We start from the raw sequence: 25,747 nt of genomic DNA, 5'->3' as shown, positions 1-25,747 counted from the left end.
GGATATTTGTGATTTACTCAACAGAAAACCTCCGATTTAGAGGGATTCTAAGTGAGTGCTGACATTGACCGAGAGTTTTTTGCCCAGTTGCAAGAGACGACGGAATTGAGAAACCGTCCAGCAAATCGAGGTATTGTTGGCATCATCACCGCTGCGATCGCGATTTTGATCGCCGTTTTGATTCCCATAAGCGGCATAAAAGCATTGATCCCCGATGTCCCCATGCAGCCAGTAGAAGTACAATTCTTGGATTTGATCCGTAGCCAAATGCAGATTCAGTTGTTTGCCCACGGCAATCATTCGTTCTAAGCGTTCTAGCTGAGGTTCGGCGGTTTCCGGGTTGGCTTGATAAAGCAGGTGAGAGAGCGATCGCACAATCAGTTTTTCCAAAATTTGCTTAACTTCGGGAATATCCAAATGGCAGCGTAAATGTCCCGCTTCTGTGGCACAAGTTTCTAACTCCACCAACTGAGTCAAGCCCAAAAAACTATCTCCTGTAGCATTAAGAACATTTTCTGGATCGTCGCCGATTTCCGCTTCCAAGGCTTTTGCCGCCGCCAAACAGCGATTTCCTAAAGCAATTTCTGCCGCCACTTGTAATTCTTTCGGCACCGGCAACTCATCCCGGTGGAAAGCCATCACTACCCCATAATTATCCCGATATACTTGGGTATAAAGTTGATCCAAGCGCAACAAGGTTTCTTGACTCAGCAAGCGCATAATCCGATGCCGTTCTTCGGCAAATAAGTCACGCAAACTGAAAGACTTGCCATCAAAATACTGGTTCATCCCCAGAATCGCTTGGGCGGCGCTGCCTTGTTGTAAAATCCCCATCAGATGTTCTTTCATCTGGGTGTAAGCCCGACGACCGGAGAAGGGTTGAATGCAGCAGTGGAAATCCCAACCGCCCAAATGAAGCACCGCAAAGACTAATTCCAAATTTTCGCGGGTAATTCCTGAGGCAAGCTGCACTTGTCCCACCGCCAAAGTCAATGGCCCCATGCGCTGCAACTGATAATCCCGCTGATAAACCGTGTAGCAATAGATGCGCTGTTCGGTGGAATAGGTGGTAAATAGGCCGCTGATGGCATAGTGGGCGGCGACTTGTTCCAGGTTAATTTGCGAGGGAATCACTTGATGTTGATAAACTCCCGCCCCGTCTTGGAAGAAGTCAACGTTACTCTGTGCCTGGGAGAGGCGATCGATAAATTCTTTTTCCAGTTGAATTCCCGCCACATCACCCGCTAATTCGATCGCCCGGGCTGCATAACGCAAAATCTGCGTCCCTTCCGGTCGAGACAGTTCTTCAAAAAACCAACCACAACTGGTAAACATTAATAGGGCATGACGCTGCATTTCCAATAACCGCAGGGCGTCCACTTGTTCCGAGGGGGTGAGGCTGTGTTTTTGCTGCCGCAGGAAAAACTTCGCCACATTTTCTGGGGAGCGATCGCGGATCACCTGAATATACTCATCCCGGGCTTGCCAAGGATCGAGCAACAAGCGGCCACCCTCTTCTTGATAAATCGAAATCAGTTGATCCCGCAACCAGTTGAGGGCATTTCGCAGGGGACGGCGCCACAGTTGGTGCCATTCCCCACCCCCACCACAACCGCAGTTGTCTTGCCAACGGTCAACCCCATGAGAACAACTCCAAGCGGTGACGGGCTTTAGTTCCACTTCCCAAGTTGGTTGACAGATACTCAGGTAATGAGCAAAATTGGTCAAAGTCCAGCCGCGACGGGGAAATTCCGCAATAAAAGCGTAGGTCAGGCATTTTTCCGCATCCCGTTTATGGTGTCCGAAGGTTTCCCCGTCGGTGGCTACGGAAATCAGTTGACTGGGACGATGATCCCCGTGAATGGCTAATGATAAGCGTCCGGCTAAATGGTGGGAACTTTTCAGCACATCGTTAAAGCCCATGTCGCGAGAAATCGGGCCATCATAAAAGAAAATATCGATGTATTTGCGTTCGCTCTCTGCTTCTGAAACGGCTTCGGGCAACTTGTCACGACTGGGGAGAAAACATCGATAGGGACGAGTCGGGTCAATTTGACCGCCACCCACCGCATTCCATTCCGGTTTTGGCTGATCTTCCGTGGGCAATAGACGGCAACGTTCTGCTTGGGACGGGGCCAAGATAATAAATTTAATCCCTTCCTCGTGCAATACTTCCAAAGTAGGATAGTCTACCGCTGTTTCTGCCAACCACATCCCTTCCGGTTCTCGGCCAAACCGTTGGCGAAAGTCCGCTTTGCCCCAGCGAATTTGAGTATATTTGTCCCGTTTATTCGCTAACGGCATGATGATGTGATTGTAAACTTGGGCGATCGCATTTCCGTGACCATTCAGACGTTCTGCACTTTTGCGATCTGCTTCTAAAATCCGCTGATAAACTTGTGGATCGTACCGTTCCAACCAACTCATTAAAGTTGGGCCAATATTAAAACTGAGATACTCGTAATTATTAACAATATCGACCACTTCTCCGCGATCGTTATAGACGCGGGCAAAAGCATTAGGTCGATAACATTCGTGATTAATCCGCTCATTCCAATCGTGATAAGGTTCTGCACCGGGTTGCCGTTCAATCGCATCTAAATAAGGGTTTTCCCGTGGCGGTTGATAAAAATGCCCATGAACCGTAATGTAAATCCCATGAGCGGTTTGCAAGGGATTGGGGGCAGCTTCTACTTCATCTTCCATCGACTCTAAATCTTCTGCCCAGAGTTCAGGCAATTGAGATACAAACTGGTCTGTAGTTTGAGGATTTGGGGACATAATTAATCACCTTAATAAAATCATCTAACATGAGCTACAGATTTCCCGAAAAAATGACCGGAAATCTTTGCCAATCTTTGCGTCAATTTACACTCATCAAATTCTGCGGTTTTCCCTAATCAAGTCTTATGGTTGGGTTATGGCCGATGACTACCTGAGCAATATAACTGATTTCTCAGAGTATTTTATCTAATTTAACTGATAAATTAACAGTTGAACATAAAACTTTAATCTTTTCAATTCTTTACAAAAATATGTGACAAAATATGTATATTTGATGACAGATTTTTTGACAATGCAGATCGGGCAAAATCTGGAATCTGAAAATAGCCAGTCGCGTCTCATGGGAAAATGCTTGATTTTTCTAGCAATTTACTGGATTTGGCGTAAATATAAAATGTTTGTTAACAAAATTGCGATCGCGAAGCGTGCCGGATGGCATATCGCTGGCTAACAATTCTTTTTGTCTGCCTTCAATAACAAACTTATGGCAAATTTTGCTACAAAAATTATTAAATTTTTATTAAGTTTTTTAAACAACATTTTCAGTAAAATTACTTAGAAAAAAATCAAACCGCCTCTATATCAAGAAATCCTGACTTAGGCATCGGCAAAAATATCGTAGATGCCAATATTCCCATGCGCCAACGAATCGGGTTTCTTTAAAATAAAGCGATGAGAAACCGGGTTTCTGTGGTGAGATACCAGAGTTAACCGTGGATGGCCAAAAAGAAACCCGGTTTCTTAAGATCAACCCGTAGCAACCTCAAGAAATACCTTAATGTCTCCGAAAAACCTGATTTTTATTGTTTTGCTGCTGTTTGTCCCGGTTTCCATTGCCGCTCATTTCCTGGAATGGGGATCCGTGACTGTGTTTATTACCGCTTGTTTGGCGATCATTCCCCTGGCGGCTTGGATGGGAACCGCTACGGAGGAAATTGCGGTTTTGGTCGGCCCGACCATTGGCGGATTGCTGAATGCCACCTTTGGCAACGCCACAGAATTAATTATCGCCTTGGTTGCCCTGAATGCGGGACTGGTGGAAGTGGTGAAAGCCAGTTTGACCGGATCGATTATCGGCAACTTACTCCTGGTTATGGGTTTGTCTATGTTTCTGGGGGGGTTGCGATTCAAAGAACAAACCTTTCAGCCGGTGGTTGCCCGAAGTAATGCTTCGGCCATGAATCTGGCGGTGATTGCGATTCTGTTACCCACGGCGGTGAACTATACCTCCCAAGGAATTGAAGAAAGCACCATGCAAACCCTTTCTGGTTGGGTGGCGGTGGTCTTAATTTTGGTCTACGGATTAACTCTGCTGTTTTCCATGAAAACTCATGCCTATCTCTGTGATGTGGGGGAGGCGGAAAATGAGTCCTCTTCAGAGGGACATTCAGAAAAACCCAATGGTCTTTTGTGGACTGTGGTGCTGCTGGTTTGTACTCTTTTGGTGGCGATCGAATCAGAATTATTAGTGGATTCTCTGGAAGAAGCCACTGCCAGTTTAGGTCTGACCGCCCTATTTACCGGGGTGATTTTGGTGCCGATTATTGGCAACGCCGCCGAACACGCCACTGCTGTCACCGTGGCGATGAAAAATAAAATGGATTTGTCCGTGTCCGTGGCGGTGGGTTCCAGTTTGCAAATTGCTTTGTTTGTCGCCCCAGTGTTGGTGTTGGCTGGGTTGATTCTGGGACAACCAATGGATTTGAACTTTAACCCCTTTGAGTTAGTCGCCGTGGCCGTGGCAGTGTTGATTGCTAACTCTGTCAGTTCTGATGGGCGATCGGACTGGTTAGAAGGCACCCTGTTACTCGCCGCTTATACGGTTTTGGGATTAGCCTTTTTCTTCCATCCCGTGATGGAAGCAATGGGCTAATTGGGTGATAGAAACCAGGTTTCTTACAGGGGTTTTCTCCTGAATAGACCACAGCCGTCGGGGAATCAATTCCCCGTCTCATAGTTCAAGTCAGTTAAAACCGAAATCTTGCACTATTTGAAATCCGCCCAAAAACCGCCGGGGATTAAAATCCCCGTCTCACAGCGCAAGTCGGTTAAAACCGACTCTCTACAATTACCTGATTTGATTTCAGTCCGATTCATCGGACTTTAGCTATGAGGCGGGGATTTTAATCCCCGCCGGTTTGTGAGGCGGGGGATTTATGCTCCGGTTTCTTGGTTGAAATCAATTAGATGTGGATTCATCGGATTCATCGGATTCATCGGATTCATCGAATGCCTCTTTTAATTCCCCACCGGGCAATATGGCTCCTTGGACATTGGCATCTTTGAGGTTAATTCCTTGAAGCTGGGCATCTCGGAGATTTGCTATATATAAGTTTGCGGCTTCTAAGTCGGCATTGGCCAAATTCGCCCCTTTTAAAGTAGCGCTAATCAGCTTGGCTTGCTTGAGTGTGGCTCGTTGAAGGTTCGCATTCATTAGGTTGGCCCCAGTGAGGTTGGCATTTTCTAGCTTGGCATTGTCCAGAGTGGCATTCTTGAGATAAGCAGCTTCTAAGTTAGCCCCTTTTAGATTTGCTCCTGCGAGGTTGACTCCTTCTAAGTTAGCGCCTTCGGCTTGCTGATTGACGATTTCCCAGACCAACCGCCTGCGATCGCCTATTTGGCTATCCTCAGAAATTTGAGTGTCTTTCAAACAGTTCTTTACAAGTCTTGTTATATATAGGTTGTAAGCTGTTTGTTTCCCCGTTACCGCCACCTTCATAGCCACTTGGGGTATTATCGGAGTCAGATCCATTGTTCCCTAATAAATAATATATGATTCCTAAAATCACCCCTAAGCCTAGAAATCTGGATCGATACTTATCCGGTTTCGACTGACTCAAGTGGTTAAGGCACTGGTAGAGATGGGAAAAGTCACCGAGTATCTTCCGACGTACCACGCCCGTCACACTACCCAGAATCGTTGGCTAGAGTCTGGGATGTCGGAAGAAGCGATCGCCGCGTTACTCGATACATCACCGACAAGGATCCGCAAGCATTACCGAGATGACCGTCTTGATTACGAAAATTTAGCCCAAAATATCACCTTGCCAGAATTAGGGGATTAAGTTTTTGCGGTGAGTTAAGTCTAGCGAGGTTGAGCAGGGGATTAATCCCCTGCCAGAGATACACGCAATTTGCGGGCAAAATTACAGAGTTGTAATGGCACTAGGTGGCTAGATATGTGCTATGCTGTATGTGCGGAAAACATTGTATTCATTTTCTTTTAGCTTTTAGTTTAACTCTCAAAAAAACTCTGGTAGTAGGTTGACCGGCCATACCAGAGTTTTTTAGTGAGAAAAGTTGTAATGGCACTAAGTGGACTTGACGTGGCTACTTAGTGCCATTTTGGGTTATTTTGGGTTATTTTGGGTCACGATTTTGAGGAAAAAACCCGTTTTTTAGGGTTGACTAGGGCTATTTTGGGCTATTTGTGGCTTAACGTGGCTACTTAGTGCCACTTAGTGCCACTAAGTGCCATGTCAAGCCATGTTCAGAGAAATTTTTATCATCAATGCACTATGCGGATTCATTCCGGGTTATTCCGGTTACGGTAACCAGTCACACCGCCACCGCCACACGGGGTGACAAGCCTTACATCACCCCGTGGCTATACAAAGCTTGAAACCAGTGCAGCGTCTAAGTTTTAAGCTTATTGAAAATATTGTTAAAAAGCTTGTGATGCTTGCCAGATAAGGTTTTTGGCTCCCAGCATGACACACGGGGTCACAGCAAAGTTACAAACACACTAGGGATGGGCAGAAGGATTAGTTAAAACACTAGAGATGGGCATAATGACATTTTTCCCACATCACACGAGGTAACGCGGCCCCGCTACACGGGCTGCCAGCGGCCTCGGTTCCCAACAAAAAACCTACCCGGTTAGGGGTAGGTAATTGGTCAGCGATCGAGCGTTGCGGTTATACCGCGTCATTGTCTGGGGTCCACTGAAGTAACTCACCGGGTTGACATTCGAGGGCCGTACATATTTTTTGCAAGGTTTTCATTCTGATATGACTAGGCAGGTTGTTTTTTAAGTTGCTGATGGTAGCACGGTGCAACCCAGTTATTGCAGCCAAATCGTTAACCCCCATGTCTTTTTCAGCCATGACAACCGCTAGTCGCCATTTCATCGGCATATTAAGCAAGGTTCTTGACATATTCAGTGTAGCATTTAAATTCATTATCTATACACTGTAGCAGTTTTAACGATTTTTTTTAATATTTGTATTGACTTATGTCGCCATTTCGACTACTCTATTAATAGGGTTATTTTAGTTTTGACCCTAAAAACGTTAAAACCCGCGTCAACGCTAGTTCTTGGCAGAATCGCTGACACGGGTTATTCAAACACCTTAAAACAAGGGTTCTTTTATGAGAATAGCACAAAACCACGGGGGGCACGCGGTATGAAAAGACTGTATGTGACCCTCACGATCCGTCAGTTAAAGGCTAAGGTGTCCCGTCTCAGTCGGACTGCCTTCAAAGTCACTCGCAACTTTTTCCAGTCCAGACTAGGTATCGTCAAGCGGGACTGGTCACGGTTGACTAAGGCTGAAATCATCCGAGTTTTAGATTATTACTATGGTTCTTTAGTGCCTGACTTAGCAAAAACCTAAGTGATTACCGTTTTCAGGTAACAAGTCAAGACAATTTTCTCAGTGTGTTGCCTAAATTACGCAGTGAGTCAGGTCAGCAATGGCGATTAATAGAATCGGCCAAAAAGATAGATGAGTTGAGTGACTCTGTGATTCCCTTGTATTACGTTCATTTTCGGAAAGTTTACCCACCCCGTTACCAAATGGACATCTGGGATAACCCAGAGTGTTTTCTGGTAGTTGCTGGGATAGGCAAAGAACTCTATATCTATGTCTCTCAGCGTCGTTTTGACGTGGCTGAGTTTTTGGAACAAATCAAGCAAAAGTATGCAGAGTTAATGTTTGAAATGTCATCCCGTTTCCGTTCAGTTAGGGGTGACTTTCGCGGTGAACCGAGGGTGACTCAGGGGTGACTCAGGGGTGAATGTGAACCCAAAAAGTCACCCAACGATCACCTAGGTTCACCCTTGATCTGACTAGGGTTCACCCATTTTCCCAAAAGTTCACCCACCCGCGACGCGATCGCACCGAGTGCAGAATCTTGAACCGAGTGCAGTCCAGTTTTGTGTTAGTCCAAACATTTTCATAGCAAGTTTAAAGGTTATTAAACTGTCTAATAATCAATGGGTTTAGATTATAGCTAAGTTGACCTTAGCCCGCTCTATTCTGGCAAGTGCAACTCTAGACATTGATAATGCTGTATCTGACATTAATGCCGGTCACTCAAGCCTATCAAGCGAGTCAGCCAAAATCCTATAAACCATGATTAACGACTTGATGAATATCAGTAACGATATAGGGGAAAAAGCAGTATATATCCCTGACGTTTTCTTACAGTTAGACCAGCAATTCAGTCAGTCAACTACCCAGACAGAATCCCTAGAAAAGCTGAGTCAAACTGTTAGTGATTCACTGGTTAACTGGAATAACTTTGCTAGTTATCCCAGTGCCAACGGTCTAAACAGAAAGGCAAGTTAATCACAGATAACAGATACTCGGTTGTAAACTCTATATCTGTTATGGTAAATATTTAAGTTTTGTATCAATATTCAGCAATTAGCCATTCCTTACATAGCACTTTGCATAGCACTTTTATACCGTGGCTTGATGTGGCTTTATTACTAATACTTTTGATAAAAGTATTGACATTAATCAATAGTGATAAAAAACTATGTGGCACAAAACTTTCAGCGATTAATATTTACTTAACAATCAAATTCGATTGTGGCATATTACATCTGCCAAACACACCGTGTTTAGCTATTGACCTACAACAAAGCCACCATATCTAGCGATTAGCACACATTGCACTCATTATTTCCATGATGCAAGGGATAAAAGCACTAGGATTTTAAAGATTGCTGTTTACCACTAGAAATTTGTGCTATTCTATGAGGGATAAATATTTAAAAGGGTGTGATTTTATCCCGTCTCTGGACTTCACACACCAAGTTTAGAGACAAAAAAACCCGGTGTTAGAGCACCGAGTAGACCTTGATCAACCCAAACATCCTTTTTTGCATGAAACCTGTTATGGTAAGCAATTTTGGGAATGGGCGATCGCCAATAACTTGCCCGTCGTCATCACTGAAGGGGCAAAGAAAACCGCGTGTCTGCTTTGTGCTGGTTACGTTGCTATTGGGCTACCAGGGATATGGAACTTTTCTGATACCAGTGATAGAAGTATCGCGGCATTTAAAGCACCTTTAAACCCGTGGCTGCAATCATTCTTTAGCCGGTTTCAACAACTCGAAATCACGATCGCTTTTGACGCTGATAGCAGAGTCTCAACTGCCTTAGATGTTTACAATGCCGCGTCCAGACTAGCCAATAAAATCACTTGGCTGGTTAACAGAAAAGCAGTTGTTAAAATTGCTCAGTGGCATCCTGAGTTAGGTAAAGGTGTTGATGATATCTTTGTCCAGAATGGCATTGAAACACTTGAGACGGTTTTAAATTCTGCCTTACCATTGCAAGTTTCTAAGTTCAGAAAGTCTATAAACTTAAGCTATCCCGTCTTAGACTTTAATCGGAGACATTTAGATAAACTTCCTAAACTTTATGCAAAAATTGTAGCAATTAAATTCCCTAAAAACACGGGTAAAACTTGGACACTTTCCCAGATGGTCAGTGACGCCATAAAAGCAGGTCATAAAGTGATTGTGCTAGGACACAGAGTGCAATTAATGTCCCACTTATGTGACCGTTTCGGGATTCAATTTCTCAATGAGATGACCTCTAAAAAAGATTGGTTAGAGGCTTTATATTTTGGCTTAGGACTGTGTATTGATTCTTTACATCCTAATTCTAAAGCTAAAATTGACCTGACGGTTGATAATTACCTTGACGGTTGTCTTTTGGTTGTTGATGAGTCTGAACAAGTTTTAAATCACTTATTACACGCTGATACTAAGTATCTTAGAAAAAAACGGGCTGAAATTATGACTCAGCTTAAGATAGTCAAAACGCTTCAAAAATTTATTTGGCTGACGCTGACTTATCTGATTTTTCCATTTAGTTTTTTATAAAAATGGCTGAAGTAGGCAAGTCAGATGTAGCGTTAATTAATCCAAAATAATTAGAAGTTTGATAAGGCTGAATTATGGATTTTTTTATTTACCAATAAAACAACCCATACAGACTGTTAGCAGAGTGTAAACCTCGCTTATCAAAAGGTAATTGCGTATTTTTATTCTGCGGTATCCAGAAGATTAAGTCGTTGTATTATGGCAAAAAAAATGCCACTATATTATCACTTTATTGTCAAATTTAAGTTTGATTAATTGACTTTAATAATGTTAATTAAGTTAAGTAACCTGATTATAAAGCTTGCTCTATATCAATTAAACTAGGCAAGTTAAGCGAATAAACATTAGTCATCTATTCCAGTGTTTTATAGACAAATTTTAGTATTAATAATGACTTGTTTATCACGGTTGTTATGTGGTTTATAGCGTTGAATATGTTCAGTCAGTCGCTCAATTTGTGGCACGGTATCGCTGGCCCGTTGACCGGCATATCTGGCTCCCAAAATCAGGTAACGCTACATATATGAAATTTGGTGGTGCGTTATCATCGGATCAGGTTAAGCATTGCTTACAAACCAACAAAAAGAGAATGCAATCTTTTCTCAAAGATTTTACCGCTTTAGATAATGGGTTATTTTATGCTTACTGTGAGTCTGTAGCCCTTAGCAATTTAGGGTTAAGTGCTTACCGGGAAAATTTAGAATGGTTGCTGACTTCCGACGGTCATCGGTGCCACTATGTTGACCCTGTAAAGGTGCATGATACTGAAATCAGAGAGATTAGAAATGCGGCTTATGATACTGAAGTCAGCGAGATTGATACCACTGAGAATCCCTCTGATGATGAATTAAAAACCCTTAATAATGCCGTGGCAAAAACTAAGCATCAACGGTATAAACAACGGGGAATTTAGTTAGAACTTATGGCTATTGTTCTAAGGCTTTAATCATGGCTGATGATCACGGTTGTTTCCGACCGTTACAACTGCTGTATTACCTGACCATTGGTAAAGCTTTTGCCGTGTCTCACGATGCTAAACAAGTCCAGACTTTTACCTCTAAAACTCAGTGCCTTGACCATGAAATCAGCAAGTATGCAGTCAGTCTCAGACAAGCATACTTATCGGTGCTTTTTGACAAGGGCTTATCCCGGTTTTTGACGGGTGAAAATTTCGCCTATAACGATCCGTTCCTCACCGATACCGTTGCCAGGTTAAACCCAGATGAGTTTGTAGAGACATTTGGCCGGGGGCTCCCGGTTAAGACGGGCGATCGCATCAATGTCATTTTGGATCTCATTGGCTACCAGAAAAAATATGCGTGCCGGGTGGGAACGGGGGCCGATGCTATCCGCCACTATTGTGCCGTGCCCAAGTTTGACGGCATAGACGTGGATCAGATTTTTGATTTCTGGTTTGACCGAGATAGCAAGTCTCAGGAAAATTCCGGGGCCGGGGCCGGGGATTTTGCACGGGCATAATCACCGCCACCTACACCGCCACCTACACCGCCACTTGCACCGCCACCTAATAAAATTAAAAGCCTTGTAACTCATCGGTTACAAGGCTAAAACCGTTGATTTTTCGTAGCTTTTTTTGAACTTTTATCGGGGTGATAGTGTCGTTCATGGTGATCTTCTGTTTCACCCATCATCGGTGAATCATAATTGCTGATATGGGGCAACCCCTTGGCATAATGACATCATCTTAGCCAATCTCTTACCGAATGATCATGTCTTTTTCTGTCACGATAGATCGATTAATTGCTCTGTTGGATGCGGATGCGGTCAATGTCTCCGAAGATATCAGGCTTCTTCCCGCTACCGGGGTTTGTACAGATACCCGGATATTACAGCCAGAGGAGGTGTTCCTGGCATTTCGCGGCACTCAGTTTGATGGGCATCAGTTTGTGGCTGCGGCTTTGCAGAAGGGCGCGATCGCGGCTATTGTGGATCGGGACTATGACGCGACAGATCCGACGATGCCACTGTTGGTGGTGCGCGATACCCTGAAAGCTTATCAGGCGATCGCCCATTGGTGGCGGGAGCAATTTGAGATTCCCGTGATTGGGGTGACGGGTTCCGTGGGCAAAACCACCACCAAGGAGTTGATTGCTGCGGTATTAGGCACCCAAGGCAAGGTGCTGAAAACGGAAAAAAATTACAACAACGAAATCGGCGTGCCCAAAACCCTCTTGGGCTTAACTTCCGAGCATCAGTACGCGGTGATCGAAATGGCCATGCGTGGTGCCGGACAAATTGCCGAACTGACGGAAATTGCTAATCCGACCATTGGGGTGATTACCAATGTGGGAACAGCCCATATTGAATTACTCGGTTCTGAAGCAGCGATCGCAGCCGCCAAATGCGAACTCTTAGAAAAGATGACGATGGCGGATGGTTGGGCAATTCTCAATCACGATAACTCCCGCTTAATCAAGACTGCGGCTACGGTCTGGGAAGGCAAAACCCTCACTTATGGATTAGAATCCGGGGAACTACGGGGCGAACTGCTCAATTCAGAAATCTTGCAAGTGCAAGGGTTTGAGTTGCCCCTACCCCTGGTTGGGCGTCATAATGCTCTGAATTACCTGGCGGCTTTAGCGGTAGCCCGGGTTCTCGGTATCAGTTGGCAACCGCTGACTGAGGGTTTGGCGGTGAATCTTCCCGAAGGCAGATCCAAGCGTTATCAGTTGGCCAATGATATTGTGGTTTTGGATGAAACTTATAATGCTGGGTTAGAATCGATGACCGCTGCGTTGCATCTGTTGATGGAAACTCCCGGCAATCGTCATATCGCCGTTTTGGGAACCATGAAGGAGTTGGGAGAGCGATCGCTGGAATTCCATCAGCAAGTGGGGGCGATCGCCCATGACTTAGGGGTCGATGCTCTATTTATTTTTGCTGACCTGGCCGAAGCGGAGGCTATGGCCGTTGGCGCGGGGGATTTACCTTTTATGGAAATTTTAGATACCAGCCAACCCAATGCCTTAGATTTCCTGGCTCAACGCTTAAAAGAATTCGTCCTATCAGGCGATCGCATTCTCTTTAAAGCCTCTCATTCCGTCCAACTAAATCAAGTGGTGCAAAAGTTTATCGCTGATGGTTGATGGTTGATGGTTATTTGGCTGACACAACCAATAACCAATAACCAATAACAATTAACAATTATTGTTGGTTATTGGTTATTAGTTATTTGACTGACACAACCAATAACCAATAACCAAGAACAATTAACAATAGGTATCAATGTAGTCACTTCCGGAATATTTCACTAGAGTAAAGAAGAATACGATCGATCTTGAACACCGAGCCAAGTGGACAAGACCTTAGAACAACTTTAGAAAAAACCAGGCGATCGACAGGAGTGCAGTAAAATTGTGAGCCAAAAATTTGAAGAGTTACATCTGTCCATTACCCCGATTAACCGGGAAAAAAATCATTATCTGGTGCGAACCGAAGAGTCACCCAAAGGAGTATTGCCTGCGGAAGAGCAGGTGATTTTCCCGGTGGAAGAATGGCTGGAACAAGCCAGCCGCTTGATGGATGACTCGGTGGCCGGTTTGTGGCACGGGTATGGTTTATCGGCGTCTCTGGAAGATGATGTTCTTTATGATACTCACGGGGATACGGACGAGGAAACTGTGCCAGGAGATGGGGATGTGGCGGTGATTTCTAGTCGTTTTCACATTCGCACTCTGGTGGATCTGGGTCGAGAAATGTATGAGGCATTGTTTCAAGGGGATCTGCGCGATCGCCTTACCTCCGCACAGGCGATCGCTCATAACCAAGGGGCCGTATTACGCTTACGTTTAGGACTAAAAGACAGTATTTTGCCCCGTCTTCCTTGGGAAGTGATCCACGAAGACAGTCGCCCCATTGCCACGGGCAAAGATGTAATTTTTTCTCGTTATCAACCTAGTTTATCATCATTAATTTTACCCCCGCCACCGAGCAGCCCGTTGAAAATTTTAATGGTCGTAGCGGCACCAACAGATCAAGCAAATTTAGCCTTAAAACAAGAAGCAAACGCCCTCAAAGCCGAACTAAAAAAACCGACAACTAATGGCACTTGGGGAAATACACCTTTGCCCCAAATTGAATTAGACATTCTCGAACATCCCGACCGAAAAAAGCTGACCCAAGTTCTCGAACAAAATTCTTATCATGTATTACATTACGCCGGTCATAGTAACCTGGGTTCTAGAGGGGGCGAACTGTATTTAGTCAATCAACAAACGGGATTAGGTGAAGTTTTAAATGGCGATGATTTAGCCGGATTATTAGTCAATAATGGCATTCACCTAGCAGTGTTTAACTCTTGTCGGAGTACCCATAGCGCCAAAGTGGAAACGCCGGAAACAAATAATCACCGTAATTTAGCCGAAGTGCTGGTCAATCGAGGGATTCCGGCGGTTTTGGCAATGGCCGAACGCATTCCCGATCAGGTGGCTTTGACCTTAACTCGCTTATTTTACTACAACTTGAAACAAGGTTATCCTGTAGATTTGAGTTTAAATCGGGCGAGACAAGGATTGATGTCTACCTACGGTTCCGATCAGTTGTATTGGGCGCTACCTGTGCTTTATTTACATGAGAAATATCAAGGGTATTTGACTCAGCAACCCAGCAATGATACGGAGTTGTTTATTCCCCCCCGACCGATGCCCAATTCGCGATTGCAGTTGAGGGATATTCCCCGAAAACCCAATAGTAATAGCGACGCTTTTTTGTGGCGATTTTCTCCCTCTGACCCAGATGATTTAGAAGATGATTTAGGATATGATAGGGACGATGATGATGATCATTTTTTCCGACTCTCGGATGAGGAATTACTAGAGGGTGAGGATGAATTCCTCGATGAGGAAATAGAAGATGAGGACGAGCATGAATTTTTAGATTATGACTTAGGAGAAGCAGCGGATAATGACGCCGAATCTTTAGTTTCTGATATTTTTAGTGAGTTAGGACTTGGCAAACTCGGATCTGCTGAAGCTAAACCGGGGAAACTATCTGCAAAAGATGAATTTTTGCCCCATATTCTCGGATATGAAAGTGAAGTTGACGACGTGGAAGAAATTTTTAAAGCAGTTGCCGGGGAAAGTCAATTGACTGAGAAAAACTCCCAGACGAAATCAACAATATCATCACCGAAAGCGAAATCATCAGCATTCAATTCTGATGCCTTAGCAAAACCGGCAAAAAGTCACAAAGCTTTTAGGTGGAGGTTTGGGGTCATCAGTTTTCTGGCGATCGCCCTATTCGCTGGGGCGATCGGGTTTTGGCGATCGCGTCCTCAAACCAGCACATCTTTATCCACCAGTTCGGTCACGGAAGATCGGGGTTTAGCCACTTCTGAACCCACTAAGGAAAAACCGAATCCGTTGCAGAAAGCCAGCACTCCAGAGTTATCCGCGATCGCCATTGAAAATTTTGCCCAAGGGAAATTATCCGAGGGAGTTATTGCCGTAAATTTATTACTGGATCGCGGGGCATTGCCACAAGCAAAAGCCACCTTAGAAGCGGTGCCTAACCAGAAAAAAAATACTCCAGAAATTAACTTTCTTTCTGGTCGGTTAGCTTGGCAATTTGTGCAAACTGGCAACAAAGATTATAGTGTGAGTGATGCTCGACGGTTTTGGGAATCCTCCGTAAAAAGTGACTCCAATTCTACCTTTTATGCCAATGCCTTAGCCTTTGCTTATTACGCGGAAGGCAATCTCGATTTAGCTTCGGATATGTGGTTAAAAGTGGTGACATTACTCGAACCCACCCAAGCCTTAGATCATCCTGAAGCCTTGACCGCTTATGCCGGTTTAGCATTAGTGATGATGAAATCTAGCGAGGGAGTTTCCCCAGAGGAAAAAAACGTTTTATTAAGTAAAGCGACCAAGCAAAGAAAGATGGTGATGAAATTAGCGGCAAGTGATTTTCAACCGAATGCTTTAGCTAACAATTGGATGTGGCCAGATTCGGCGATCACTGATTGGCAAAAACTCTTAACCTTGGAAAATTAAGTCGCTGATTCCGGCTTTGGTTAAATTTTTGCTATGATTTTGCTATGATATCAATCCTTGAGGCCAATACTCAAAGGATGCTAAAACACTATGACCTATTTAGAGAATCGGAAAAAATTTAGTTTATTTTTGAAAGAACCGAATCCCCAAATTGTTCCAGCGGGTGAAACCATTTTTCAAGCGGGAGAATCCGGTAATTTAATGTATGTGATCCAATCCGGCAGTGTTGATATTATTGTCGGTAAACAAGTGGTAGAAACTGCCGACGCGGGTCACATTTTTGGGGAAATGGCATTGATAGACCACCATCTCCGCAGCGCCACGGCGATCGCCAAAACTGATTGTAAATTAGTCCCTATCGATCAAAAACGCTTTACCTTTTTGGTGCAACAAAATCCCTATTTCGCGATCGAGGTGATGCAGGTCTTAGCCGAACGGCTGCGTCACATGAATGATACGGGAATTTCTTTTTAATTTTTTATAAACTCAGAGGTGAGAAAACCGTAGGGGCAGTACGCCCCTGCCCCAAGCCTCGACTTAATCTGAAAAATAATATGGAAAATCTAAGATAGACAATAGAAAATCGTCTATGATAGCGCTTAATTCTCTATGATTTATCGATTTATTTCCAGTCATTTTCTGCTTTTGCCAACACATAAGCCGCTACCTCTGTTATCTCTTCTTCCGAGAGGCGATCTCCATACGCAGGCATAGCATATTTTCCTTCTTTTACCAACAGACTAATGGCTTCAATCGAATCTTTTTGATGTCGTTGTAATGCCCGCTTTTTCAGATTTTTACCTCTGCGGATAATATTTCCCCCATTGGCATGACAAGCGGCACAATTTTGGGCAAAAATTTGAGCGCCGTTGGCAGAATCCATCGCCAAAGCCGGGGCGGTAAAGGTTAGGTTAATTAAGGTTAAGCAAAGTAAAATAACGAAGCAGATTTTTTTCATTAGTGTTCCTCCTAATCACGGGTTAAATTTTAACATAAACATAATAAATTTTCCCGAAAATTTATTATAATAATTAGACCTGTTGCAAAATTATTATGCATCCCCCCTTTTTAAGGGGGTTTGGGGGGATCGAAATATTGATTTTGCTTTCTTGTCTATTATTTTCGACGATGACTTTAGTCTATGATTCCAGAATTTGATGAAAACGGCAACTTACCCCCTGGGGTGCATTTTTGTGACTGGCAAGAGTTTGTGGAACGATTTGGTACAAATGATACGAGGAGGAGAATGATAGCGGGTTTACAACTGGCAATGACTCAATTAACAGCAGCGGGTTGTCGAACGATTTATATCAATGGCAGCTTTGTCACCATTAAACCAAACCCACAAGATTTTGGTGCGTGTTATGATAATGAAACAGTGGACATTGACTATCTGAGAATAAATGCCCCTCGATTACTAAATCATTATGATCGGGCTGGACAGAAAGCGAAATACCGGGGAGAAATATTTCCCTCACAGCAAGCGATCGGGAATTACGGAATTAATTCTTTTGAATTATTCCAGCGCGATCGCCAGCAAAATGTAAAAGGAATTATAGCCATAGATTTAACAACATTTGAATTATGATTAAAAATGAATTAGAGTACAACTATAGCCGAGAATTAGTGGAAAAATTTCAAAAATCCATCGCCGCAATGGACAAAGATGAAGCCGCCCAAAAGAATGACCCAGAACGATGGAAAATGAATCGAGATGTGTTGCAATATCATCTCATGGGAATTCAAGCAGAAGTTGATGAATATGAACGGTTGATTAATTGCCAATACAGCCAGCAGATTGAAATCAAAGTTGACTGTATTAATAAGCTTCCAGATGCTTTAATTAAAGCAAGAATTGCTGCCAAAATGAGTCAAAAAGAACTAGCGAAAATTTTGGGTATTGATGAAAAAAGAGTTCAAGAATATGAAAATACAGATTATCAATGTGCCAGTTTTGTAGAAATCCTTGAAGTGAGCACTGTTTTGGGCGTAAAATTTGCCAACGCAGTTGTTCGAGTCGATTTTGAGGAAATAGAAGAGATGAAAAAAATTGCCGCCAGATGGCAGAAAAATAAGCAAGTGAGTCAGGCAGCTAAAATTTGATAATTTTTAGTTATTTTGCTGATGCTGAATAATAATTTTGGCATAGGGAAATAGGGGATTCTGGGAAAGAACCCGATGTCACATCCCTTAATCATCTGCTTTCCCTGGATTTCTAAATAATCCCTAAAAAAATATCGGCAAATTCCCCACAATTCATTTTAGGCGATTTATAATAAAAGAGTATAGATGAGAGCAATGGGAAAAAGACTAAAACCGAAGTCTCTCTGTTTGGGTTTCTCATGGCTCATATTGAGGGGAATCTAGCCTTAGCTTTTCCTCACAAAAAAGCTGTATTTCTATAGATGAAGGGTGCAAATATATCGATCGCGCCGCGATCGCAAATTTCCCTATTCCATAAATAAGTTTCTCAAATGAGTAAAATTCAGGCAATGGAAAATACCCCGGAAATCACTTCAGAAGTGGTGAATGGCATTATTCGGCTAAAACCACAACAGTTTATTCACGTTTTAGATAATAATACTGGCGTCACCCGCTTAGAAGTTGGCCCACAAACGATTACCCTGCGTGACCACGAACGGTTAATTTTAAAACCCTCGCCGATGATTGTGGTGCCCCCCCGTTATTATTGTATTGTTTCTAATCCGGTTTTGCGGGATGAAACGGGTCAACCGATCGCGGATCAATATGGTCAAATTCAACTCCGTTATGGCGATCGCGAAATTCGTTTAGATCAACCCCCATTTCCCTTATATCCTGGGGAAATCCTAGAACAAAAAGTCACCCAATTGCAGGTAGTAGAAACTAATTATGCCCTGCGATTAAAAGCGATTCGGGATTTCACCGAAACCGTCACAATTAACGGAGACAGTCAAACAATTCAGCGGGTTGCGGGGGATGAATGGCTGTTTGAAGGGTCGGGAACTTATATTCCTCGCGTCGAAGTGGAAGTGCTCAAAACCGTGAGTGCGATCGTGATTAAACCCAATCAAGCGTTACGGTTAATGGCCCGCAAAAATTGCATCGATCGCCTGGGAAACCGTCGTCGCGCAGGGGAAGAATGGCTAGTCCGAGAAGAGGGGGCTTATTTACCCGGAGTTGATGAAGAACTAATCGGCATTTTTGATGCTTATGTGTTGACCGAGCGCAAAGCATTACATCTGCGAGCAAAACGCACTTTTACCGACATTTTTGGCCGCAATCGTAAAGCCGGTGATGAGTGGTTAGTCACCATAGAACAGGCGGAGATTCATATTCCAGATGTCTATGAAGAAGTGGTGGGAGAAGTGGAAATTACCACCCTAAGCGATCGCGAATGGTGTATCGTAGTAGACCCCATCGATTCACAGGGTAAACCGCAGTTAGGAATGCGCGAAGTTCGTCAAGGACGCGCCTCTTTCTTTTTACATCCTGGTGAATCTTTGGAAGACGGCATTCAAACCGTTTATGTACTCGGTGAACAAGAGGCATTATTATTACGAGCAACAGAAGCTTTTAGCGAAGGTTCCGGGGACAATATTATTCACCATCAACCCGGTGATTTATGGATGATACCAGGGCCACGAGATTATATTCCCTTGGTGGAAGTAGAAGTAATCGAAAAACGTCAAGCCATTCCCTTAGATAAAAATGAAGGGATTTATGTCCGCAACATTCAAACCGGGGAATTAAAATTAGTCAGTGGGCCACAAGCATATATGCTTTCTCCCTATGAAGAACTCTGGGAAAAAGAATTGCCCCCCATTGTGGAAGAACTGCTGGCGATTAAAAATGATCCGGTTTCTGAACGAGGACGATATCGGGGTAAAAAATCAGAAAATGGCGAGAATGATTTTGGGTTTTCTCAACGAGATAAAACCCGCGCTGTGGTGTTTCATGTCCCCCAAAATGCTGCGGTACAAATCCATGATTATAAAGAACGAACTGCCCGGACTGTTTTTGGCCCAGAATTGGTGATGCTTGGCCCTGATGAAGCTTTTACGGTCTTAAGTTTATCGGGCAGTGTTCCCAAGCGTCCTCATGTGATCAAATCCCTGGCTTTATTATTAGGGCCAGATTTTATGACCGATTTGTTTACGGTGGAAACTTCCGATCATGCTCGCTTGCAATTGCGCTTATCTTATAACTGGTATTTTGAGGTGGATAAAAATAATCAAGATGCTGCCGCAAAACTATTTCAAGCCCCTGATTTTGTGGATACCGCTTGTAAGGCGATCGCCTCGCGGGTTCGGGGTGCGGTTGCTGGGGTGCCTTTTGATGAATTCCACCGCAATTCGGCGCGAATTATTCGCCAAGCGGTATTTGGCATTGATGATCAAGGGCATATTCGGGATGAATTACGATTTAGAACGAATAATCTAGTTATTTTTAATGTGGACATTCAATCTGTTGAACCAGTAGATGAAGAAACATTAAAAAGTCTGCAAAAGTCGGTACAAATTGCCATTCAAATTACCACCGATGCCCAAGAAGCCGCCGCTCGCCATGATGCCGCCCGCATTGAACAAGAAGCAGAAGCACGCTTAGAAAGACAGCAAATTATTGATAAAGCAGCCGCCGAAGTTGAACGGAAAAATCTGTTAGCATTGGAAGCAGAAAATGCGGCCATTGAATCCACAGGGCAGGCGATCGCTGAGGCACGAGCAAAAGCAGAAGCCGCCCAAATTGAAGGGCAACTCGCAGTTAGTTTAGCCCAGCAAGAAGCGCAAGCAGCACAAATTCGGGCTGAGGTGGAATTAGCCCAATTAAAAGCGCGTCAGGAGGCCGAATTAACCCACAAACAAGCCTTAGTAAATCTGGAAATTGCCAAAGCCCAGCGGATGGCGGAAATTAACAGCACAGAATTTGCCCAAAAAGTGCAAGCAATTGGGGCAGATACTTTACGGGCAATGGCCCAAGCCGGCCCAGAAATGCAGGCGCGACTTTTGGAAGCCCTGGGGATTCAAAGTGTGTTAATTACTGATGGGAAAAACCCGATTAATCTCTTTGGCACTGCCAGTGGTTTAATTAGTCCGATCAATTCTGGATCGGAGAAATAAAGGCAAAGAAACCGGGTTTCTGAACCCCCAAGCAAAGAAACCGGGTTTCGGCTGTGAATATCACAGTTAACTGTGGCAGCGAGAAAAGAAACCCGGACCCGCTGAGTATCCCAGCAAAGAAACCGGGTTTCTTTTATGAATACCAAAGTTAACTGTGGAACCAAGAAAAGAAACCCGGTTTCTGAGTCCCCTGCTTTTTTTACAGGAAGGCGATCGCTTTTTTGGGGGGCGATCGCGCACTAAAAAAGCGATCGCCCCCCAACCCTCGTTACCCCAAAACAACACCATGAACCAAACCCCAACAAACCTACCTCGATCGCCCACCCATCCACCCCGCGTAAATTACCACATTTACGGATCTGCGCTATGTCTTCAATTCTCTCTAAACAAACCAATTTTCAATAGTCAGTCCTTCAAAGTCCGCAAAGTCTGAAACATTACGAGTCACAAGAATCAAATGATTGACCCTAGTGATCGCAGCGATCTGCCCATCCGGGTATGACGGCATTCGACCCAAAGCAGTCAGTCTGGCACGTTCAGCCGCAAACCATCCGGCGGCAGCATCACAGTACGGCAGTATGATCATTTTTGCTTGGATCACCTGGGTTAAGTAATCAGACAAATTCTTTTTTCGCCGAGACTCCGGTAATCGGTATAACCCATAAAGAAGCTCATGCCATGTCACCGATGCGATCGCTGATTCTTCAAGATTCTGTCGAAAATGCTCCAGAAAAATATCATTAGGCTGTAGTTTGATACTTTCCGAAATGATGTTGGTATCCAGCAGAAATTTCACGCTCATCACCAGCAAGGTTTTTCAGTAGTCGGGGTGTAGTCCCGAACATCAGCAAAGATTTCATCGCCATCTAAATCAATTCCTTCTGAAATAATTCTGGAGCGAAAATCATCAAAAGCCTCTAAAACACCCTCAGATTTAGCCGAAATAATTTTAGCAATAGGTTGGTCTGCTTGAAAAATCACAAAACTTTCTCCAGCTTTTGCCCGTTGAAGATAGTAGTTCAAATCTTGAGTAATTTCTTCTACGGTAATTTTATTCATCAATCAACCTCCTGACAAAATTGTACGACTGGTCTAGTCCAGTTATATCTTAAATCAAGGCAAAATAGGCCACAGGCAAGAGGCTCACCAAACAAAAAAATAGAAAGTTGATCCGACCTAACCCTCATCACCCCAAAACTTCGCTATGACCAAACCACACCTAACCTACACTCTCTCGATACCCATCCGCCCAGAGCAACTCACCTCATCAGCCGATCTGCGCTTTACCTTCACCGGCACCTTCAAAAGCCTACTCCAACAAACCAACCACACCCCGATCGCCCCTCCCAAACCAACCCCCAACCCCGAAACCTTCCTTAAAACCCTCAAAACCCATTCCAAAATCTACCAAGCCTCGATGTCGCGCCAGTTCGCCGCCGACTTACCCCCCGATATCGAACAAACCACCCTCAAAGACGAACCCAAAGACTGGTTTATCAAAACAGCCGACTTTAGGGACGACTGCGACAGAGTTCTCCAACACCGTAACGGCGAATATACCCAACTCCTAAAAGACCTTGCTATTTATGATCAAATTCTGCAAGAACATTGCGACAAAATCATCGTTTTACGTCCCTCTAACTATGGCAAATATGATGTTCTTATCAATGCCGCGATGCAATGCTTGGGCTACACCAAAGAGCAATTTCAATTCATCATCGTTCAACCGATCAAACTCTACGCCTTTCACAAACCCAGCCAAAAAATCCATCCTATTCCCGACATCGCCACGGATGAACTCATCAAAGAGATCGGTATGGATGCGCTGCGTTGGCACAGTTTCCGCGTTCCTTTAACCGGCGTTGCTCCGATTAATATTAGCACCGCCGGACAACCCACTCCGGCTGATAGCCTTTATCGTGTTCAAGCCACCCATGCTCGTTGTTGCGCCCTCCTAAAACGTGCCGCTCAACAGGGCATTATTGAACTGGACACCAACGACCAATGGCAAATCACTGCCATCCCCCCATCCTCATCTGAAAACCCAGGAGACAATCCTCACACCCTCACCCTCACCCATCAACTCCAATCTACTCCCCAAATCCTAGAACAGAGTGCCAAAGAATTGGCTCCCCATCTCCTCTGTCAACACCTCGAAACCCTCAGAGAAACCTGTGAGTTGTGGTTTAAATCCCTAACCCTGGATGCTGAAAATTGCACCTTACTCTTGAAGGTCAAACAGACATTTTTTGATATTTTGCAGAATGTTTTAAAAATTCAAGCCGCAGAACTAGCAGGAGTTAATTGATTCATTAAACACAAACCTAAAAAACCGGGTTTTCGGATCATTTCATTTTGGGCTATTGACCTAAATCAGGGGTAAAAATTTGGTTTCTGAGTTACAGGCGATCGCTCATTTCCCCCAAGCAAAGAAACCGGGTTTCTGTGGTGAATATGTAGGGGCGAATGCGCTCGTCGCCCCTAGAAACCAAAAAAGAAACCCCGTTTCTGGGTTCAGGGTAGGCGATCGCGCTTTTTTGTCCCCGAAATAACCGGGTTTCTGTTGTGGATATGTAGGGGCGAATGCGCTCGTCGCCCCTACTGTGAAAGCGCTCGTAGAAACCCGGTTTCTCGGCTCTGGTTTCTAGGTAGTTTAACCAGCCAGAAAATCAATCACGAAAATCAATCAGAGTTTGTCTATAAGCATCTGGTCTACCGATATCAAAAGACCGTCCTTTTACCAGATATCCGAGCATTCCTTCTGCTTGACGTAATTGTTCTAAACAAGAGGTGAGTTGAAATTCACCCCGTTCCCGAATATTCTGGGTAATATTCGCTTCTAAATAGTCAAAAATTCTGGGGTTTAACACATAAAGGCCGAATATGGTGAGAAATGAATCTTGAGGGATACCTTCTATAGATAAATGTTTTCTGGCATATTCTAAATCTGGCTTTTCAGCAAGTTCAGTCACGGATAATAAAGTGTTCGACTCTTGCCAGGTTCCAGCCACACAACCACAGTGATGAATTTCTTCAGCGGCAGTCACCGTTAATCCCACTACACTTGTCCCGGTTTGTTCATAAATATTTAAGAGTTGCCGCGCACAAGAAATATCTGTGTCTGAGAGATAAACATGATCCCCCAAAGAAAGCAAAAACGGCTGGTTATTTACCCAGTCTTTGGCACAATACACACAATGACCAAATCCATCTTGGGTTTCTTGGGTCAAAAAGGTGATGCGATCGCCTATTTCTTGGATTAATTGGCTATATGCTTGATTTTCCTGAGATAGTTTAGCAAAATATTCTGGGGTTTGGTGAAAAAAATCCGCAAATATGGCGCGATCGCCGGGTTGAACTACAATCCCAATTTCTTCAATTCCGGCATCAATCATTTCTTCAACCAGGGCTAAAATTACGGGTTTGGCTTGCCCTTGCCGGTCTATAATGGGAAACAGTTCTTTTTTCACTGCCTTGGTAGCGGGAAAGAGTCGGGTGCCAAACCCAGCCGCTGGAATTACTGCCTTTTTTACTGGATATTTTATCTGAGTCATCTTGATTATTAATTATTTAATTTGTGATGAGTTAATTATACCATTCATTAAATTTTTTACCAAAATTAATAGATTCATTTTTTCACGGAGATACCCCGCGCAATGAGTGAATCACTGTTTTCTTGATTTCCAGAAAATCCGGGGAAAGTTTCATCTCTAAATCTCGCTCCCCAGACAAGGTGATGGGAATTTCTTGTTTAATTTTACCGGGATTGGCGGTCATTACATAAATTCTTTGGGACAGAAATATGGCTTCCTCAACATCGTGAGTAATCATTAAAATGGTGGTGTGGGTTTGCTGCCAAAGTTGCAAGAGAAATTGCTGCATTTGTTCTTTGGTTTGGGCATCCAATGCCCCAAAAGGTTCATCCATCAGCAATACTTCTGGTTGATTGGCTAAAGACCGAGCGATCGCCACTCTTTGTTTCATCCCTCCAGACAGTTCTTTGGGATAAGCTTGGGCAAATTTGCTTAAACCTACCACCTCTAAAAAATAATTAATTCGGTCTTTTTTTTCTGCCGAAGATATTTTTCTAAGTTCTAAACCAAAGCCGATATTATCCGCCACGGTTAACCAAGGAAATAGGGAATAATTTTGAAAAATCATCCCTCGGTCTGACCCCGGCCCGAAAACTATTTCGCCATCTAATAACACTTGTCCAGAAGTGGGCGACATCAATCCAGCAATAATATTCAGTAAAGTCGATTTTCCACAACCGGATGCCCCGACAATACAGACAAATTCATTGGCATCAACTTGAAAATTAATGTTTTCTAATACTGACAATTGAGCAAATTTTTTGCTTAGGGCGATCGCTGCTAGTTTCGGTACAGCCTCCGAGGGGCGATCGCCGACTAATTCAGGTTGATTTATATTTGATTGTGCCAAAACCGCTTATTCCTCCATCTCCGGTATCTTTTGCTTAAATTTTTTTACTCAGTTTTTTTCAAGCCATCAACAATCATCTCCAAAACAGGGATAATAATAATATGGTTAAAAACAGAAATTGCTTACGGTCATGGTTCGCCCTTGCGGATATTTCTGGTTCAGGGAATAAAAAATAGACTTCTTGCTTTCCCAAAACCGGATCGATCCCCCCAACCCCCCTAGCCAAGGGGGGATGCATAAGAATTTGTCAGAATTGTCTAATATATAAAATATACATAGATGTC

25 protein-coding genes are annotated in these 25,747 nt (G+C 43.8%); 16 read left to right on the top strand and 9 right to left on the bottom strand.

The window, feature by feature from the left end; all coding sequences use genetic code 11:
- Positions 1 to 36: 36 nt before the first annotated feature.
- On the bottom strand, positions 37 to 2,706 hold the full coding sequence (locus ABWT76_RS01055; RefSeq protein WP_156331571.1) for a DUF3536 domain-containing protein: 2,670 nt from the start codon (positions 2,704 to 2,706) through the stop codon (positions 37 to 39).
- Positions 2,707 to 3,562: 856 nt separating this feature from the next.
- Here ABWT76_RS01055 and cax point away from each other — a divergent pair.
- Complete coding sequence (gene cax / locus ABWT76_RS01050) at positions 3,563 to 4,657, top strand: calcium/proton exchanger (RefSeq protein WP_354635497.1); 1,095 nt, start codon at positions 3,563 to 3,565, stop codon at positions 4,655 to 4,657.
- A 306-nt stretch (positions 4,658 to 4,963) separates the two neighbouring features.
- Here cax and ABWT76_RS01045 read toward each other — a convergent pair whose 3' ends face one another.
- Positions 4,964 to 5,434, bottom strand: a complete 471-nt coding sequence (locus ABWT76_RS01045; RefSeq protein ID WP_354635496.1) for a pentapeptide repeat-containing protein — start codon at positions 5,432 to 5,434, stop codon at positions 4,964 to 4,966.
- A gap of 190 nt (positions 5,435 to 5,624) precedes the next feature.
- On the opposite strand from ABWT76_RS01045, the gene ABWT76_RS01040 reads away from it, so the two are divergent.
- Positions 5,625 to 5,849 (top strand): hypothetical protein, encoded by a 225-nt coding sequence (locus tag ABWT76_RS01040; RefSeq protein ID WP_354635495.1) that lies wholly within the window; start codon positions 5,625 to 5,627, stop codon positions 5,847 to 5,849.
- Positions 5,850 to 6,701: 852 nt separating this feature from the next.
- Here the strand turns inward: ABWT76_RS01040 and ABWT76_RS01035 are convergent.
- On the bottom strand, positions 6,702 to 6,941 hold the full coding sequence (locus ABWT76_RS01035) for a helix-turn-helix transcriptional regulator (protein ID WP_054465493.1): 240 nt from the start codon (positions 6,939 to 6,941) through the stop codon (positions 6,702 to 6,704).
- 249 nt (positions 6,942 to 7,190) lie between these two features.
- Here ABWT76_RS01035 and ABWT76_RS01030 point away from each other — a divergent pair, with 249 nt between their 5' ends.
- From ABWT76_RS01030 to ABWT76_RS00990, 9 genes are all read left to right on the top strand, one after another.
- Positions 7,191 to 7,400: a hypothetical protein gene (locus ABWT76_RS01030; RefSeq protein ID WP_190877325.1), complete on the top strand. Its 210-nt coding sequence runs from the start codon at positions 7,191 to 7,193 to the stop codon at positions 7,398 to 7,400.
- A 44-nt stretch (positions 7,401 to 7,444) separates the two neighbouring features.
- Positions 7,445 to 7,792 carry a hypothetical protein gene (locus tag ABWT76_RS01025; protein WP_354634965.1) on the top strand — a complete coding sequence of 116 codons (348 nt, stop codon included), beginning with the start codon at positions 7,445 to 7,447 and terminating at the stop codon, positions 7,790 to 7,792.
- 349 nt (positions 7,793 to 8,141) lie between these two features.
- Complete coding sequence (locus ABWT76_RS01020) at positions 8,142 to 8,357, top strand: hypothetical protein (RefSeq protein WP_354634966.1); 216 nt, start codon at positions 8,142 to 8,144, stop codon at positions 8,355 to 8,357.
- A gap of 494 nt (positions 8,358 to 8,851) precedes the next feature.
- Positions 8,852 to 9,907: a DUF3854 domain-containing protein gene (locus ABWT76_RS01015; RefSeq protein ID WP_354635494.1), complete on the top strand. Its 1,056-nt coding sequence runs from the start codon at positions 8,852 to 8,854 to the stop codon at positions 9,905 to 9,907.
- Between the two features lie 589 nt (positions 9,908 to 10,496).
- Positions 10,497 to 10,820 (top strand): hypothetical protein, encoded by a 324-nt coding sequence (locus tag ABWT76_RS01010; RefSeq protein WP_354634968.1) that lies wholly within the window; start codon positions 10,497 to 10,499, stop codon positions 10,818 to 10,820.
- 35 nt (positions 10,821 to 10,855) lie between these two features.
- Positions 10,856 to 11,386, top strand: coding sequence for a hypothetical protein (locus ABWT76_RS01005; RefSeq protein WP_354635493.1), 531 nt, complete (start codon positions 10,856 to 10,858; stop codon positions 11,384 to 11,386).
- Between the two features lie 251 nt (positions 11,387 to 11,637).
- Positions 11,638 to 13,014, top strand: a complete 1,377-nt coding sequence (murF, locus tag ABWT76_RS01000; RefSeq protein WP_054469925.1) for a UDP-N-acetylmuramoyl-tripeptide--D-alanyl-D-alanine ligase — start codon at positions 11,638 to 11,640, stop codon at positions 13,012 to 13,014.
- Between the two features lie 270 nt (positions 13,015 to 13,284).
- Positions 13,285 to 15,921, top strand: a complete 2,637-nt coding sequence (locus ABWT76_RS00995; RefSeq protein ID WP_354635492.1) for a CHAT domain-containing protein — start codon at positions 13,285 to 13,287, stop codon at positions 15,919 to 15,921.
- A 90-nt stretch (positions 15,922 to 16,011) separates the two neighbouring features.
- Positions 16,012 to 16,395, top strand: coding sequence for a cyclic nucleotide-binding domain-containing protein (locus ABWT76_RS00990; protein ID WP_054469923.1), 384 nt, complete (start codon positions 16,012 to 16,014; stop codon positions 16,393 to 16,395).
- A gap of 148 nt (positions 16,396 to 16,543) precedes the next feature.
- Here ABWT76_RS00990 and petJ read toward each other — a convergent pair whose 3' ends face one another.
- Complete coding sequence (gene petJ, locus ABWT76_RS00985) at positions 16,544 to 16,879, bottom strand: cytochrome c6 PetJ (protein ID WP_054469922.1); 336 nt, start codon at positions 16,877 to 16,879, stop codon at positions 16,544 to 16,546.
- A 183-nt stretch (positions 16,880 to 17,062) separates the two neighbouring features.
- On the opposite strand from petJ, the gene ABWT76_RS00980 reads away from it, so the two are divergent.
- The 3 genes from ABWT76_RS00980 (at position 17,063) to ABWT76_RS00970 (ending at position 21,020) form a co-directional block, all read left to right on the top strand.
- Positions 17,063 to 17,509, top strand: coding sequence for a DUF6932 family protein (locus ABWT76_RS00980; RefSeq protein ID WP_354635491.1), 447 nt, complete (start codon positions 17,063 to 17,065; stop codon positions 17,507 to 17,509).
- 38 nt (positions 17,510 to 17,547) lie between these two features.
- The gene (locus ABWT76_RS00975) at positions 17,548 to 18,024 is read left to right on the top strand and encodes a helix-turn-helix transcriptional regulator (RefSeq protein WP_354635490.1); all 477 of its coding nucleotides are present in this window, start codon (positions 17,548 to 17,550) and stop codon (positions 18,022 to 18,024) included.
- 371 nt (positions 18,025 to 18,395) lie between these two features.
- Positions 18,396 to 21,020, top strand: coding sequence for a colicin uptake protein (locus tag ABWT76_RS00970; RefSeq protein ID WP_354635489.1), 2,625 nt, complete (start codon positions 18,396 to 18,398; stop codon positions 21,018 to 21,020).
- A 66-nt stretch (positions 21,021 to 21,086) separates the two neighbouring features.
- Here ABWT76_RS00970 and ABWT76_RS00965 read toward each other — a convergent pair whose 3' ends face one another.
- The 3 genes from ABWT76_RS00965 to ABWT76_RS00955 all read right to left on the bottom strand — a co-directional run bounded on the left by ABWT76_RS00965 (position 21,087) and on the right by ABWT76_RS00955 (position 22,079).
- Positions 21,087 to 21,308 carry a hypothetical protein gene (locus tag ABWT76_RS00965; protein WP_054469918.1) on the bottom strand — a complete coding sequence of 74 codons (222 nt, stop codon included), beginning with the start codon at positions 21,306 to 21,308 and terminating at the stop codon, positions 21,087 to 21,089.
- Positions 21,309 to 21,402: 94 nt separating this feature from the next.
- Positions 21,403 to 21,822 (bottom strand): type II toxin-antitoxin system VapC family toxin, encoded by a 420-nt coding sequence (locus ABWT76_RS00960; RefSeq protein WP_054469917.1) that lies wholly within the window; start codon positions 21,820 to 21,822, stop codon positions 21,403 to 21,405.
- The gene (locus tag ABWT76_RS00955) at positions 21,822 to 22,079 is read right to left on the bottom strand and encodes a type II toxin-antitoxin system Phd/YefM family antitoxin (RefSeq protein ID WP_054469916.1); all 258 of its coding nucleotides are present in this window, start codon (positions 22,077 to 22,079) and stop codon (positions 21,822 to 21,824) included. The genes ABWT76_RS00960 and ABWT76_RS00955 overlap by 1 nt, the downstream gene beginning before the upstream one ends.
- 145 nt (positions 22,080 to 22,224) lie before the next feature.
- On the opposite strand from ABWT76_RS00955, the gene ABWT76_RS00950 reads away from it, so the two are divergent.
- On the top strand, positions 22,225 to 23,328 hold the full coding sequence (locus tag ABWT76_RS00950) for a DALR anticodon-binding domain-containing protein (protein WP_190880640.1): 1,104 nt from the start codon (positions 22,225 to 22,227) through the stop codon (positions 23,326 to 23,328).
- Between the two features lie 79 nt (positions 23,329 to 23,407).
- Positions 23,408 to 23,572 (top strand): hypothetical protein, encoded by a 165-nt coding sequence (locus ABWT76_RS00945; protein WP_190880642.1) that lies wholly within the window; start codon positions 23,408 to 23,410, stop codon positions 23,570 to 23,572.
- 117 nt (positions 23,573 to 23,689) lie between these two features.
- Here the strand turns inward: ABWT76_RS00945 and ABWT76_RS00940 are convergent, their stop codons facing one another.
- Positions 23,690 to 24,574: a sugar phosphate nucleotidyltransferase gene (locus ABWT76_RS00940; protein ID WP_054469915.1), complete on the bottom strand. Its 885-nt coding sequence runs from the start codon at positions 24,572 to 24,574 to the stop codon at positions 23,690 to 23,692.
- 82 nt (positions 24,575 to 24,656) lie between these two features.
- Positions 24,657 to 25,463: an ABC transporter ATP-binding protein gene (locus ABWT76_RS00935; RefSeq protein WP_190880645.1), complete on the bottom strand. Its 807-nt coding sequence runs from the start codon at positions 25,461 to 25,463 to the stop codon at positions 24,657 to 24,659.
- Positions 25,464 to 25,747 lie beyond the last annotated feature (284 nt).

The organism is Planktothricoides raciborskii GIHE-MW2 (assembly GCF_040564635.1).
Classification (GTDB): Bacteria; Cyanobacteriota; Cyanobacteriia; order Cyanobacteriales; family Laspinemataceae; genus Planktothricoides; species Planktothricoides raciborskii.
The sequence above is the reverse complement of the archived record's forward strand: the minus strand, read 5'-3'. Positions and strand labels throughout refer to the sequence as shown.

Excerpts from the sequence above, each read along its gene's own strand:
- ABWT76_RS00970 (WP_354635489.1), top strand. The coding sequence starts at position 18,396 with ATGAGTAAAATTCAGGCAATGGAAAATACCCCGGAAATCACTTCAGAA.
- ABWT76_RS01020 (WP_354634966.1), top strand. The coding sequence starts at position 8,142 with ATGATTAACGACTTGATGAATATCAGTAACGATATAGGGGAAAAAGCA.
- ABWT76_RS00990 (WP_054469923.1), top strand. The coding sequence starts at position 16,012 with ATGACCTATTTAGAGAATCGGAAAAAATTTAGTTTATTTTTGAAAGAA.
- ABWT76_RS00955 (WP_054469916.1), bottom strand. The coding sequence starts at position 22,079 with ATGAATAAAATTACCGTAGAAGAAATTACTCAAGATTTGAACTACTAT.
- ABWT76_RS01030 (WP_190877325.1), top strand. The coding sequence starts at position 7,191 with ATGAAAAGACTGTATGTGACCCTCACGATCCGTCAGTTAAAGGCTAAG.
- petJ (WP_054469922.1), bottom strand. The coding sequence starts at position 16,879 with ATGAAAAAAATCTGCTTCGTTATTTTACTTTGCTTAACCTTAATTAAC.
- ABWT76_RS01010 (WP_354634968.1), top strand. The coding sequence starts at position 10,497 with ATGCAATCTTTTCTCAAAGATTTTACCGCTTTAGATAATGGGTTATTT.
- cax (WP_354635497.1), top strand. The coding sequence starts at position 3,563 with ATGTCTCCGAAAAACCTGATTTTTATTGTTTTGCTGCTGTTTGTCCCG.
- murF (WP_054469925.1), top strand. The coding sequence starts at position 11,638 with ATGTCTTTTTCTGTCACGATAGATCGATTAATTGCTCTGTTGGATGCG.
- ABWT76_RS00960 (WP_054469917.1), bottom strand. The coding sequence starts at position 21,822 with ATGAGCGTGAAATTTCTGCTGGATACCAACATCATTTCGGAAAGTATC.
- ABWT76_RS00940 (WP_054469915.1), bottom strand. The coding sequence starts at position 24,574 with ATGACTCAGATAAAATATCCAGTAAAAAAGGCAGTAATTCCAGCGGCT.
- ABWT76_RS01055 (WP_156331571.1), bottom strand. The coding sequence starts at position 2,706 with ATGGAAGATGAAGTAGAAGCTGCCCCCAATCCCTTGCAAACCGCTCAT.
- ABWT76_RS01005 (WP_354635493.1), top strand. The coding sequence starts at position 10,856 with ATGGCTGATGATCACGGTTGTTTCCGACCGTTACAACTGCTGTATTAC.
- ABWT76_RS00950 (WP_190880640.1), top strand. The coding sequence starts at position 22,225 with ATGACCAAACCACACCTAACCTACACTCTCTCGATACCCATCCGCCCA.
- ABWT76_RS01035 (WP_054465493.1), bottom strand. The coding sequence starts at position 6,941 with ATGTCAAGAACCTTGCTTAATATGCCGATGAAATGGCGACTAGCGGTT.
- ABWT76_RS00980 (WP_354635491.1), top strand. The coding sequence starts at position 17,063 with ATGATTCCAGAATTTGATGAAAACGGCAACTTACCCCCTGGGGTGCAT.
- ABWT76_RS00965 (WP_054469918.1), bottom strand. The coding sequence starts at position 21,308 with ATGGTGTTGTTTTGGGGTAACGAGGGTTGGGGGGCGATCGCTTTTTTA.